Origin of the sequence: Campylobacter sp. (assembly GCF_020024835.1) — a bacterium.
Lineage (GTDB): Bacteria > Campylobacterota > Campylobacteria > Campylobacterales > Campylobacteraceae > Campylobacter_D.
Window position 1 is genome coordinate 35,025 of the sequence record NZ_JAHHTD010000004.1, and the last position, 13,679, is coordinate 48,703.

The 13,679-nt window shown below is 25.7% G+C and carries 14 protein-coding genes and 2 pseudogenes; 7 read left to right on the forward strand and 9 right to left on the reverse strand.

The annotated features are described in order from the left end of the window. Positions 1-41: 41 nt before the first annotated feature. The 6 genes and pseudogenes from QZ429_RS01470 to pseB form a co-directional block, all read right to left on the reverse strand. Entirely contained in the window at positions 42-941 is a 900-nt protein-coding gene (locus QZ429_RS01470; RefSeq protein WP_291949971.1) for a class I SAM-dependent methyltransferase, read from the reverse strand. Continuing rightward, entirely contained in the window at positions 935-1,159 is a 225-nt protein-coding gene (locus tag QZ429_RS01475) for an acyl carrier protein (RefSeq protein ID WP_291950111.1), read from the reverse strand. Before QZ429_RS01475 ends, QZ429_RS01470 begins: the two co-directional genes overlap by 7 nt. Before the next feature lie 34 nt (positions 1,160-1,193). Then, positions 1,194-1,961, reverse strand: a complete 768-nt coding sequence (locus QZ429_RS01480; protein WP_291949974.1) for an AAC(3) family N-acetyltransferase — start codon at positions 1,959-1,961, stop codon at positions 1,194-1,196. Then, positions 1,958-3,221 (reverse strand): annotated as a pseudogene (locus QZ429_RS01485) (DUF4910 domain-containing protein). Before QZ429_RS01485 ends, QZ429_RS01480 begins: the two are co-directional and overlap by 4 nt. A 24-nt stretch (positions 3,222-3,245) precedes the next feature. Continuing rightward, on the reverse strand, positions 3,246-4,373 hold the full coding sequence (gene pseC / locus QZ429_RS01490) for a UDP-4-amino-4,6-dideoxy-N-acetyl-beta-L-altrosamine transaminase (RefSeq protein ID WP_291950010.1): 1,128 nt from the start codon (positions 4,371-4,373) through the stop codon (positions 3,246-3,248). Continuing rightward, a complete protein-coding gene (gene pseB, locus QZ429_RS01495; RefSeq protein WP_291950013.1) occupies positions 4,370-5,377 on the reverse strand; it encodes a UDP-N-acetylglucosamine 4,6-dehydratase (inverting) in 1,008 nt (335 codons plus the stop codon). Before pseB ends, pseC begins: the two co-directional genes overlap by 4 nt. Positions 5,378-5,780: 403 nt before the next feature. On the opposite strand from pseB, the pseudogene QZ429_RS01500 reads away from it, so the two are divergent. The 7 genes and pseudogenes from QZ429_RS01500 to dcm form a co-directional block, all read left to right on the forward strand. After that, a pseudogene (locus tag QZ429_RS01500) lies at positions 5,781-6,035 on the forward strand (conjugal transfer protein TraL); the annotation flags it as partial. An 80-nt stretch (positions 6,036-6,115) separates the two neighbouring features. Further along, the gene (locus tag QZ429_RS01505; protein WP_291950019.1) at positions 6,116-6,367 is read left to right on the forward strand and encodes a hypothetical protein; all 252 of its coding nucleotides are present in this window, start codon (positions 6,116-6,118) and stop codon (positions 6,365-6,367) included. Next, positions 6,354-6,992 (forward strand): Fic family protein, encoded by a 639-nt coding sequence (locus tag QZ429_RS01510; protein WP_291950022.1) that lies wholly within the window; start codon positions 6,354-6,356, stop codon positions 6,990-6,992. The genes QZ429_RS01505 and QZ429_RS01510 overlap by 14 nt, the downstream gene beginning before the upstream one ends. A gap of 3 nt (positions 6,993-6,995) precedes the next feature. Further along, positions 6,996-7,418, forward strand: a complete 423-nt coding sequence (locus tag QZ429_RS01515; RefSeq protein WP_291950025.1) for a conjugal transfer protein TraM — start codon at positions 6,996-6,998, stop codon at positions 7,416-7,418. A 92-nt stretch (positions 7,419-7,510) separates the two neighbouring features. After that, positions 7,511-8,197 carry an AAA family ATPase gene (locus tag QZ429_RS01520; protein WP_291950028.1) on the forward strand — a complete coding sequence of 229 codons (687 nt, stop codon included), beginning with the start codon at positions 7,511-7,513 and terminating at the stop codon, positions 8,195-8,197. Positions 8,198-8,199: 2 nt separating this feature from the next. Beyond that, a complete protein-coding gene (locus tag QZ429_RS01525) occupies positions 8,200-8,424 on the forward strand; it encodes a hypothetical protein (RefSeq protein WP_291950030.1) in 225 nt (74 codons plus the stop codon). A gap of 55 nt (positions 8,425-8,479) precedes the next feature. Continuing rightward, positions 8,480-9,736, forward strand: coding sequence for a DNA cytosine methyltransferase (gene dcm, locus QZ429_RS01530; RefSeq protein ID WP_291950033.1), 1,257 nt, complete (start codon positions 8,480-8,482; stop codon positions 9,734-9,736). On the opposite strand, the gene QZ429_RS01535 is transcribed toward dcm, so the two are convergent. The 3 genes from QZ429_RS01535 to QZ429_RS01545 all read right to left on the reverse strand — a co-directional run bounded on the left by QZ429_RS01535 (position 9,729) and on the right by QZ429_RS01545 (position 13,618). Continuing rightward, positions 9,729-10,748 (reverse strand): hypothetical protein, encoded by a 1,020-nt coding sequence (locus tag QZ429_RS01535; RefSeq protein WP_291950036.1) that lies wholly within the window; start codon positions 10,746-10,748, stop codon positions 9,729-9,731. The two genes, dcm and QZ429_RS01535, sit on opposite strands and share 8 nt — an antisense overlap. Continuing rightward, positions 10,741-12,939 (reverse strand): sensor histidine kinase, encoded by a 2,199-nt coding sequence (locus tag QZ429_RS01540; RefSeq protein ID WP_291950038.1) that lies wholly within the window; start codon positions 12,937-12,939, stop codon positions 10,741-10,743. Before QZ429_RS01540 ends, QZ429_RS01535 begins: the two co-directional genes overlap by 8 nt. A gap of 115 nt (positions 12,940-13,054) precedes the next feature. Next, the gene (locus tag QZ429_RS01545) at positions 13,055-13,618 is read right to left on the reverse strand and encodes a hypothetical protein (protein WP_291950041.1); all 564 of its coding nucleotides are present in this window, start codon (positions 13,616-13,618) and stop codon (positions 13,055-13,057) included. Between the last annotated feature and the right edge of the window lie 61 nt (positions 13,619-13,679).

Below are 13,679 nucleotides of genomic sequence, written 5' to 3' on the forward strand. Positions count from 1 at the left end.
GTATAGATATGAGTTTAAATAATTTATCTATATGATTCAAATTAATCCTTTTTTAAAACTACAGCCATAACTATAGCATTTTTAGTTTTTAAAGCTTTTTCTAAAGAATAATCATTTGCCATAAAATACTCACAAGTTTTTATTTTCAAACCAGCTTCATCTAAAATTTTCTTAACCTCATCAGGATGAGAAAACAAATAAATATGATCAATTGCTGGTGCATTAATAGGTATAGTAGCAAAGATTTCTCCATCATTACTTAGTAGTTTTTTAACATTTTTCATAAATACCAAAGGATTTTCTACGTGTTCTAAAACTTCTCCCATAACTACCAAGTCTGCTTTGTTATCAAATTCACATTTTGTAAAATCTTTGCATATAAATTCACATTTATCTAAAGTATTTACTTGATTTTTTACCATATCCTTACTCATTTGGCAACTAATAGGTGATATATCTATGCCATAATATTGGTTAAATTTATTGCTTCTAATGGCTTTTACAAAAAATTCCCCGTGCCCTGGACCTATCTCTAAATAAGTATTTTTAATTTCTTTTTTATCATCTATATATTTTGCAAAGTATCTTCTAACTTCAATATGAGCATTCCATATAAAAGAGGATATTGCAAGCCCTACCATATATTTTTTCATATATTCTTCATTTAAATATACTTTATTTTCTACTTCTGCTAATGTGTTATATCGGTATTTTCCATATTCTATGAAAAATTTTGTTTCTTCTAAAGTGTCATTTAAAACTACTACATAACTTTGAGCTTGTTCTTCTAAGCTTATATTTAAACTTTCTTTGTAATAAATAATAAGTTTTTCTAAATCATCATATTCTTCTGTGCTAAGTTTTAAACCATCTAAACATTTTTTATGCAAAGGGTTCTTTTTTTCTATCAAATCAAATAATTTTTTTGAATTTTCTAGCATAATTTATCCTTTATAGCTTGCAATAACTCATTTTGCGATTTTAAATTTCTCATTTCATCTTTGTTAAATTTTATATTAAATTCTTCTTCTAGGCTCATTATTATATCTATATGATTTAAAGAAGTCCAATTTTTAGAATTTTGCATACTTAAATTTGAATTTTCATCTACTTTAAGTTCTAAAATATTTTCTAAGATTTCATAGAATTTTTTTTCCATTTGCTTATTCATATTAATTCCTATTCAGTTAAAATCAAAGCTCCCCCCCCCCCCATTGATAAAAAGACTTTTCAATAGCTCTAGTATATGATCTAAAATTAAAACTAGATATAAAACTTCCCGCAAAATCAAGCTCTTTATAATGTTTCGTGCTTTGAGCGATTTTATTAATATTATCTACATTTGGTAAAGAAGGTCTATCTAAATGTCTCACATAATAACTAATACTAATATCTTCGCTAGTTTCGCCAATTATTTTACCACTAAAAGTTTTAAAATATCTATAAGGAACTTGAATTTTTTCTTCCACATAATGAGTTATTGTATGCCCCTCTCTCGTGCCAAATAATATTAACTTTGCATTATATTTTACTAACAAATCAAAGATACTATTTTCTCCAAAACAGCTATTATGCTTTTTAATAAAATCTTGTTTTTTAGCTCCCCAAAGTGCAAACGAAAAAATAGGGTCATTGCTACGAATAACTTCATTTTGCTTTCTAAAGTATTCATTTAATAATCCTACTTCACATTTTGAATTTAACTTATCATAAATTTTATTTTTGCAAAAACTATAGGTAAAAGTTGGCATTATTAAAGTGCCTTCTTTTCCTATAGCTTCAAAAAAAGCTTCAAGTATAGTTTGTAAAAATTCATTTTTAGAAAGTAGGGGGATTCCAAATTTAAAAAGCTCAGTATGAACGCATATGATATCGCCTTTTTTAATGCCGATTCCATAAAGAGTTTTTACTAAATCATCTTTAGTGTATTTTTTATTATTATATTCTAAAAAATATTTCATTTTATAAGCTCGTTTTCTTTTAAAATTTTTATCAATTCTTTTAATTCATAGCCTTGCAAATTTAGCTTATTTGCTATGTCTAAGACATCGTTTTTACCATCACAATAAGCTAGAAAATTACAAATTAATGGTATTTGACTATTAGTATAGTGTGTGTTAGTTGTATGGTATAAGCCTCTTTTGCCTAAATTTGGTTCGCAAATTGTAGTATTTGTATAAATTTCATTTACTTCTAAATTTAAAATGATCTCTTTCATAGCTTCTAATGCACCTTCTAAGCCTTTTTGACTAATGAAATTTAAATCATCTTTGCTAGTGTGGTATTCTTTATAATCACCAAAACGAGTTCTGCATATACCAACAACACCTAAATTTACTAATGGAGAATTAAACTGCCTTTCATTTCCACCTCTATCTAAAAAGTTAAAACTTTTAAAATTTGTTTTATTTTTTAGAGTATGAAGGGCTACTTTATCGCTTAGTGTATTTTCATTTGGCGAATGTATGAGAGAATAAGCATTATCATCACCTATGCAAGAAAGAGCAAAGCCTGCTTTAGTGTATTTTTGCAAATGTGTTAAATGTTTGTTTATATAAACTATGCTTCCTATGGTTTCAGGTGCTATTAAAAAGCGATAATTATACTTTCTTTCTTTTTGCGCTAAAAGCCATTTAGCTAAAAATATAGCGACTATAGGACTACTTAGCTCATTATTTGCCATAGAAGGATGACATAAATATGAGCTTATTAAAATTTCATCTTTATTATTTTGAGTGCTAGGGATTATAAAATCAGCATAATTTAGCACCCCATCAAAATGCTTTGCATCTATAAAAACTTTATATTTACCTTGCTTTAATTTTATTTTATCTTTGTGTTTAATACAAAATCCCCATCTTTTTTTGTAATAACTTGTTACATAAGGTATAGCATCTGGATAATCTTCTATGGAATACAAATGTTCTTGTAAGCTTTCTAGTTGCAATTCTTGGTTTATACCTTGAGAATAATTTAACACATGTAAATTATTTTCTTTAAAATCACAAATCTTTTTTCCTTCTGGAGTGATGATATAAGCGTCATTTATTTGCCACTCTTGAGGGACTTCCCAATCATAAACTTTAGTTCCACTTTTTATGGAATGAATTTTTAATACACCCCCCCCCCATAGCATCATCAAGAATTTTTAAACTTTGTCTAAAACCTTCTCCTGTTATACTTCTACATATTGGGAAGAGTTTGCAAGCTAAATCATACATCCCCCCCCCGTAATATCTTTTGCATTAATGACATCCTTTCTTAGTTTGTTTTAAAATTTCAAATAATTTATCTTTTATAAAAATAGCATTTTCTATACTCATTTCTTGATGGCAAGGTATGCTAAGCTCTGCTTTATAAAAATCGTCTGCATTGGTTAATTTTATATCGCCTAAGAGTTTTTTATAAAAACTAAATTGATAAGTAGGCTTATAATGAACTTGCACTCCTATGCCATAATTTAATAATTTTTCAAAAATAAATTCTTTTTCGCAGTAAAATTCTTTATTTAATAATATAGGATACAAATGCCTTGAACTTTTTTTATAATCTTTTATTTTTATAATACTAAAATAAGGATTATCTTTAAATTCTTGATCATAAAAATTTGCTATTTGTTCTCTTTTTTCTAAGATTAAATCAAGTTTTTTAAGTTGATTAATACCTAAAGCGCAAGCTACATCACTTAAGCGGTAATTATAGCCTAGATCTATCATATCGCTATCCCATAGTCTTTTTTTAATTATCCCGTGGCTTCTTAAGAGTTTTATTTTTTGTATCAATTCTTTGTTATCACTTAAAACAGCTCCACCTTCAAAAGTAGTGATTGGCTTTACAGGGTGAAAAGAAAAGATATTTAAAAGAGCCTTGCTTCCAACTTTTCCTTTTTTATAAGTAGCTCCTAAAGCGTGGCTTGCATCGTCAATAAGAGGTATATTATAAATTTCACATAAATTTATAATTTCATCTAATTCAACGCTATTTCCAGCAAAATCAACAACGCAAATTGCACCTATATTTTTATGATCTTTTTGGAGTCTTGATTTTAATTTATTTTCATTGATATTGCCATCAAATTTAATATCGATAAATTCTACTTTTGCTCCAGAGATTAAGGCAGCATTGGCAGTAGCTGCAAAAGTCATAGGAGTTGTAAGGACTATTTTGTCTTTTACATTTAAACTCAAATACGCAAGATGAAGTGCTGAGGTAGCTGAATTTAACACGCAAGCATATTTTACTCCTACATACTCACAAAGTGCTTCTTCAAAGGCTTCAACTTTATTTCCACCAGTTAAAAAATCATCTTGTAAAGCATCTACGACGCATTTGATATCGCTTTGATCTATATGTTGATGAGAATAAGTTATCATTTTTCTAACTCTGTATGATTTATGATATTTAAAAGATTTGCTTGGTCAATCCACGAAGTATTATTGTCTGAACTATAAGAAAATCCACTAGATACATTTTTACCTTTTTCATTTTTAGCATTAATGCTAAAATCTATATTTGTATTAGTAAATTTTATACTCGGACTAATAGCATAATAATCTTTAAATTCATATGTTAAATGACTATCATCACTTGAAATCATAATCTCGTGAAGTTTTTCTCCAGGCCTTATGCCTATGATTTTATGTTTTAAATTTGGTGCCATAGCTTTTGCTAGATCTATAATTTTCATTGAAGGAATTTTAGGGACAAAGACCTCTCCTCCGTGCATAATTTCAAAGTTATTTAACACAAAATTTACTCCATCTTCAAGACTTATCCAAAATCGTGTCATTCTTTCATCTGTTATTGGAAGCTCTTTGGCATTATTTTCTATAAGTTTTTTAAAAAAAGGTATTACTGAACCTCTTGATCCAACTACATTTCCATATCTTGTTACACTAAATTTGGTGTGAGAATTTCCTGCTATATTATTAGCTGCTATGAAAAGTTTATCACTTGCAAGTTTTGTAGCTCCATATAAATTTATAGGATTGCATGCTTTATCAGTAGAAAGTGCGATACATTTTTTGACATTATTTTCTAAACACGCATCGATAACATTTTGAGCTCCATTTATATTAGTTTTTATACATTCCATAGGATTGTATTCTGCTATTGGCACGTGCTTCATAGCGGCTGCGTGTATGACAAAATCTACATCTTTCATAGCTACGCTTAATCTTTCTTTATCTCTTACATCTCCTATAAAATACCGCATACATTCATTATTAAATTTTATTGCCATTTCAAATTGTTTTAATTCATCACGTGAGTAAATAATAATCTTTTTAGGCTTATATTTTTTAAGAAGTGTATTGGTATAAGTTTTACCAAAACTTCCCGTACCACCTGTAATTAAAATATTTTTTCCATTAAACATATAAAACCTTTTTTTGTTTAATTTTAGTAGAATTGTATCTTAAACATCAAGTCATATTTTAATTGTTTATTATAAAATTATGCTTAGTTTTAATTTTCAATACTTTGAAAAGGGCAATTTAATGAATTGTTTGATTTTATATATTGATAATGCAATATGAGGAATTAAATGCATTTACTAATGAAAATAAAACTAAAAATTATTATGGACACTAATTCTTATTTAAGGATTATAAACGTTAAATTTATATATTGATCTTATTATAAAAAATCTCTTACAAATTCTGGAAAAAGAACAGCTGTAATGCTTGGAAATGTAAGTGAAACATTATAAGAAGTTCAACGCCCTTTAATTACAGCTGATGAATGTATGAGATTACCTTCTGTTAAAAAAGATAAGAATGAATGGTTTTATTATTAAAGATGGTGTAGATTTTGAAAATACCGCTGAATATAAAGCTATAAAAGAAAACATAAAAGCTATTATATCTTTGAATTCTCTTAGTAAAGATACTTTTGGAAAAGATTTACTAGAACTCACTTCAAAAAATCTAACTTTTAATGAAGCTATGCAAGATAAAAGCTTTTCTTTGATGTCCAAACAAAGACTTAAAATTTTTAAAGATAGAGCTTTTCAACAAATCGGTATGATATTGTAATAATATCATTATATTATCATATTAATATTATTTTAATTTTAATATGATATAATACTTTTACAAATTAAAAAGGAGCAAATATGAAAAAACAATACCCTGAAGTGCATAGCTTAGAAGAAAGCCTTGCAATACTTAAAAAGTATAAAGATGATTTGACTAAAAAAGATTATGAAGATATTAAATCTACCATTTGCGGACACGCTATTGAAGATATTTTTGCAAATGAAAAAGACATTATTATGCTAGTTAAAATGAGTGTATATAACTTAAGTGCTGATGAAATTTTAGCAGAATACAAAGAAAAAGGATTTGTAGAATATGAAAAAAAGTAATGAAGAAATTTTTAAAAATTTAATTATAGAGAATAAACTTGGTATAAAAGATGAGAATTTATTTGATATAGAATCAAGAAAATACACTCTAGCAAAAACTAAAGAAATAATTAAAACACCTATTAAAGGTAATTTTGATTATAAACACTTGAAAAATATACACAAATATATTTTTCAAGATATATTTCATTGGGCTGGTAAAGATAGAATGGAAGTTGGATTAAGTGGTTTTATGTCTAAAGGAGATTCTTTATTTTGCTCTGCTGAATTTATTCCAGGAGAAGCCAAAAAAATCTTTGATAAACTTGCAAAAAATAATTATCTAAAAAATTCTAAAGATCTTAATCATTTTGCTACGAATTTAGCAGATTTTATGTCTGATTTAAATGCCTTACATCCTTTTAGAGAAGGTAATGGACGCACTCAAAGAATATTTTTAAATGAATTAGCTAAAAATGCTGGCTATAAACTTGATTTAAATTTAATACCAAAAGATAAAATGATTAAAGCTTCTATCGAAGCTATGCAATGTCATAATGAAAAACTTGAAACTTTAATTAAAACCAATCTAAAAAGTTTTAGACAAAACCTAAATAAAGAGCAAAATCAAGGATTATCATTGTAAATAATGAAAAACATTTTCGCAAAATCTTCAATTATACTAGCAATAGTTTTTATACTAATATATCTAATGTGCTATTTTTTCAAAATACATTTTAATACAACTTTTTCTATGCCACTTGGCATTTATAAAATCATATTTGAATCTTTTATAAAACAAATAGATACTTTATTTTTAAAACAAAAATCTGATTTAGAAACTTTTAAAGTCAATATAATAAATGATATAAAAGAACACAGCGCTAAATCTCGAAAAAAATTAAAAACAATAATTAATGAAATAAGCACAAATATTAATACAAAATCTGAAATAAAACAAGATAATAATCTTAACAATTCTAAAAAAATTAACTTAAATTATTTATTGATTTTCTTTGCTGGTCAAATTATTTTTCTTCTAATTGGCTTAATCATTGGTATTACAATATAATATTTATATGATAATATTATAATATTAAAATAATATATTTTAATATTATTTTAATGTTTTTATGATATTATAATAAAAAATAAAGGATTGAAATGGTTATTTCTATTGTAAATGAAAAAGGTGGAAGCGGTAAAACTACATTGGCTGTCAATTTATCTGCTCGATTAGCTGAAGATGGTGATAATGTTCTATTAATTGATGCTGATCCGCAAAAATCAACTGAAGTTTTTTCAGATATGAGAAGTCAATCAAATTTAGAACCTTTGTTTTCAAGCGTTTCAAAAACTGGAATAAGTCTAGGTGATGAGATTAAAAGAATGAAAAATGCTTTTGATAGCATTATAGTTGATACTGGTGGTAGAGATTCAAAAGAAATGAGAAAAGCTATACTTTCATCAAATATTATCATCATACCCACTATCCCAAGTCAATATGATGTTAATGTTTTAGATCATATGTTAAATATATATCAAGAAGTAACTGAATTTAATTCAGATTTATTAGCATTAATTTTAGTCAATAGAGTTTCACCTAATCCTTTTTTGACAAAAGAATTAAATAATCTTAAAGATTATATCAATGAAGCAAAGAAAGATAAAGGATTGGAAAAAGTAATTATGATGGAAAGTGTAATCTATGAAAGACAAGCATATCGTAAAGCTGTAGTAGATGGTAAAAGTATGAAAGAATTTTGCGATAAAAATGATAAAGCTTTAAAAGATTTTGAAAGCTTTTACAAAGAGCTTTTAAGCATAGCAAATGAAAAACTAGGAGCATAATAATGGGATTTAAAAAGTTAAGTTCAAAAACACCAAAAAATGAAAAAGATTTTGTTGATTTGGCTCGTGGTGAAACAAGCAACAATAATAACAATAAAAGAAATAAAAAACTTATGGTAAATTTTACTGAAGAAGAGTATAAAATACTAAATCAAGAAGCTAGTTCAATGGGCTTGGGTTTAAACTCATATGTAAGATTTAAAATTTTTAGCAAAAATAGCAATTAAAATCAAATCTTTATCAAGTAAACTTTTTAAGATTTAAAAATATAGGAACATAATTATGGTTGTTTTAGATTTATTTTCAGGTGCTGGTGGATTATCAGAAGGATTTTTTAGGGCAAATTCCACTTTTGTCGCACATATAGAATCTGATAAACACGCATGTGAAACTTTAAAAACTAGAACCTCATATTGGAAGCTTAAAAAGAATAATAAGCTAAATATATATTATGATTATCTTTTAAAAAAAATAAGCAAAGAACAATTATGGAAGCTAACTAATACATCGGATTCAGAAGAAGTTATTTGTAAAGAAATATCCCAACATAATTTTGATAGCCTCGTTTCTAAAATAAAAAATAATTTAAAAAAAACTCAATCTAAAAAAATTGATGTAATTATAGGTGGCCCTCCTTGCCAAGCATATTCTATAATAGGTAGAGCTAGAATGAAAAATACTGTAATAAATGATCATAGAAATTATTTGTATAAATACTATGTTAATTTTTTAAGTATTTTTAAACCTAAAATTTTTGTTTTTGAAAATGTTCCTGGTATAAAAAGCGCTGGTAATGGTAAGTATTTTGATGATTTAAAAGAATCTATAGAAAATATAGGATATTCTATACAAATAAAAGAATTAATTGCATCGGATTTTGGTGTATTGCAAAATAGAAAAAGAATCATTATTGTTGGTTTTAAAATCAAAAAAGGCAAAAAATATTCCTACCCAATATTTGAAAAAATAGAAAATAAAAAATATTATGTAAAAGATGTTTTATCAGATTTGCCAAAAATTAATCCTGGGGAAAAAATAGAAGGATTAAATAAATACACAAAAAAAACTAATTCATATTTAAAAATGGCAAATATTAGAGATGCTAATTTTAATATTTTAACACAACATGAAACAAGACCACATAATGATAGAGATAGAGAAATTTACAAAGAAGCTATACTAGCATGGAATACAAAACGTGAAAGATTGTGTTATAAAAAGTTAGCCTTAACAAGACCGGAACTTATATCTCACAAAAATACAAATTCTTTTACAAATAGATTTAATGTAATTAAAGAAAATACCAATGCTTCTCATACAATATTAGCTCACATAGCTATGGATGGACATTATTATATTCATCCAGACATAACTCAACTAAGATCTTTATCCATTAGAGAATCCGCGAGGTTGCAAAGTTTTCCTGATGATTTTTATTTTGAAGGCCCAAGAACTTCTATTTTTAGACAAATAGGTAATGCAGTTCCACCTAAAATGGCAGAACAAATTGCAAAAAAAATAAAAGAATTGATTATTTAAGTTCTTCAATAATTTCAGGACTTCCTTGTCTTGCATAGTATCTAGAAAATTTTGCAATTATATCTTTTAAAAAAGGATAAGATATTGAGGCTACTCTAACATAATCAGAAATTTCTTCTTTTTTTACTGATATTAAACCTTGAAAACATATACTAGGTTTTAAAATTTCTTTATCTTTATTGTCAACTTCAAATATTTTTGCAAAGTTTTTAATAGGATAAAAACGTTCTGGTATCATTTTCTTATTATTGTCGTTGTAATTTATTATTCTTGCTAAAATATAATAATCGTTTTTATCATTTACTATATCACAAGATGGAGTTAAAATAATAAAAAAATCATCATTCTTTTTTACAATATCACCGGTATGATGTTTATCTTTAATAAAAGGATAAATATACATTTCACCTGGATGATATTTATTAAAATATTTTTCACCAGAATTATTAACATATAATTTTTCATTTAAACAAGCTGTAGTATGTCTTAATAAAATAAGATCAATCTCATCAATAGCGTATTGCTCCCAATATGGAAGATTTTTACTCATATGGTCCCAGAAAAATTTTACTATCTGCCGTTCTAAAAAACCATTGTTTTTTGAAAAAAAACGGACCAACTTAGATTGCATTTGTTTTTTTATTTCATCAAGTAAACTCATATCATCTCTATTTAACACTTTAACCATTGGTCTTATCAGCTCACTATCAAAATCAGCAGGTTTACCTGTTGCAATAAATATTGGAATACTATAACGCTCTAAAATATATTTTGTTATATCCTCACCATTAGATTCGCTTCCCAAATCTAAATCAATTACTGCAATATCAATTCTAATTTCATCTAATATATCTAGTGCTTTTTCATATGTAAGTGCTTTATATGCTTTATATTGCATTGATTCTTCTTGCAAACTATCATTTTCTACTTTAATACCTTCTTCATAACTATCAAGAGTTTCTTGATTATCATCAACGAAAAGAATTCTTATAGTTTTAACTTGTTCATTCATTCTGAGTATCCTTAAAACATATTTTAAAATAAACCCCTTCATCGGCTCTTATATATTTTATTTCTCCATCATTCCTACTTACAGCTTGTCCTACTATAGTTAATCCTATACCAGTTCCACCTTCTGGTTTTGTACTAAAACCGGGGTCAAATATTAAATTAACATGTTCTTTTTTTACTCCCATACCATTGTCTTTATAATCAATATAGAAATAATTATTATCCCTATAAATAGAAATAGTAATTTTCTTTTGTATTTGTTTAGTTGTTTGAAACCAATATAAAGAATTTTCTATCAGATTAGAATATATAATATATAAATCTTCATCTCTTCCGTAAATAAATAGTTCTTTATTTTTACATTGAATCTCAAAATCTATATTTTCTCTTTTTAAAATTTCTTTAAATAACTTATAATTATTTAAAGCATTTTGATAAAGATTAACTTCTTTTCTTCTACTCAACCTTGTAATCATTAAAGGATCTAAACGCTTAAACAAATTAGATAATTTTTCAAGTTGAGATAAGCTATCTTCATTATATTTTTTTATATCTTGCCCTATATTTTCATTTTTAGTTTTTATAAAATTTTGTAAAGATTTTTTTAGATTATTAAGTTTAAGTCCTATAATTTGCATAGGCTTTCTTCCCTCATGAAGCACATACAAAACTAGCTTTCCAAGAGCAGCATGAGCTTCATACATAGCTAAAACTTCTTCTATGTTTTTCAAACCATTATTTTTTTTAATCTCTTCTTGTTTTAATTCAAATTGAACTTTTTCAATAATATGCGTATCTATATTTGCCTTATGGAGAATAACACTTATTTTATTATTGACATCATCAAAACTAAAAACATCTCGTATGGTATCTTTAATATTATTTGCAACTACTCTTCCTCTTTTAGTGTTTTTCCTAAATTCATATCTCCTACTTTCAACTTCACTTAAAACCTTTAAAAGTATCTTCTTTAAATTATCATAATTTTTATTTTCTTTTAAACCTTCTCTATCACTTTTCTCGATTAAATTAGACTTATTTTCTGATTCAATATTCACAAAACCAGCAACTTGATTAGTGCTAATAGACATTGTTGGATTATTAACTCTTCTTGCATTTAAACCAAGCCAATCAAAATCATGATCTCCATAAGGTCTTATTCTAAACAAATTCCTATAAATACCTATACCACTAAGATCTTTAATTAGGCTTTTAAATTCACTTTTACCAAGTTTTTCTTCTTTATCCTTCTGTTTATTTACAAAATTTTGTATGACATCAGAATCAAGATCAAATACCCTTAAATCAATTTCTATATTACCGCAAATATTTTTAATATCATCAGGCAACTCGAATTCTATTTTTTCATTAGAATTTTCAAAATTTTTATTTTCATAAAATAAAAGACATTTTCCACTAGAACTTATTTTTCCTTTAATTCTATAATCATAAGAATCAAGTAGTGGGAATGACTCAATTTTCTCGTTTTGATCTTTTATTTTAAATTTTTCTAAACCATTAGTTGAAAATCTTATTTCAAAAGTTTCATTACTTTTATTTGTGGGAACTAAAAGTTTTCTTAATTCCTTAAATAGCAAATCGTTTTGAACTTTATTCCAATTTATTTTATCTTGATATTGTTGATTAATTTCATCATAATAAACTTCAACACTAGAATATATTTCAATTTTAGTACCACTTTTTAAATTTGTTCTATTACATTCATAGGGAATATTAATTTCATCAAGAAACTTACCATCATCAAACTGTTTCCAATCAATTTCTATTATAGAAGTCATACTATTTAAATCAGTTGTTGTAATTCTCAAAAAGTTACCTAATATCGCAGAAGCATATCTACCTATACCTTTTTTACCTTGAACAACTCTTTTCTTTTTAAAAGAATACTGCTTATTAACTTTATAAGATGTAGCTGGAACCATCCAAGTATTTTTAATAGTTTCAAGAGACATTCCCTCTCCATCATCTTCAATAGTAAATTTTAAAAATTCTTGCTTTTTATCATACACATATTCATTAGTTAATTCTATAGAAATTGTAACTATTTCAGAATCAGCATCATAACTATTTTTAATTAATTCTACTACAGCAGCATATGGATTTTTAATTAAATCCTCTCCAATTGTTTTAATAAGTCTAGCTTCAGGTCTAATTTTTAATTCTTTTTTCATATTAAGTAAACCAATATTTTATAAATAAATAAGATTACATATTATACCACGACTAAAAAATTATTTATTAAAATTTTAATAAATTAATCATCATAATTTTTAAATTGAATAAATTTCAAAAACAATTAAAATTAATATAGTTGCTTTCTATCAATTTTACCTTTTTCAAATATCCATGTTTTAAATCTTTTTGAAGTTTATTAGTGTATTCTTGAATAATTTTTATATTTTTTTCACTAAGCAAGGAAATAGCATTTGTGCTTCTATCAAATTTAACTTCTTCCATATTACAGTCTTTAATGTATTTATTAACATTAATTTTTCTGTTGGCATAAAACCCTTTTGGTATATCTTTGATTTTGTTTGTATTTAAAAACAAATATTCAAATTTTTTAAATTGCTCAATATCTTCTGAATCCTTTAAAATTTTTTTAACTTCTTGATTCATAGCATTAAGCCCTTCTCTGTTTTGAGAATTCACCAAAAATCCATCCACATTCATCGTAACTTTTTCTGTTTCCATTGACAAAATTTCTTTTTTCTCAAAACCTAATTTTCTTAACTCACCATAAAAAATAGATGGATTGGACTTTTGTATTTTTTCTAAAGAATATTCTAAAGATCTTGTTTCTCTTTCCATCTCATCTTGATTTAAATTAGAATCTTTAACCAATTTCATTTGAGTTTTTATAATATCAATTAATAATTTCTTAGTTTTTGAAATATTTTTTCTATTATTA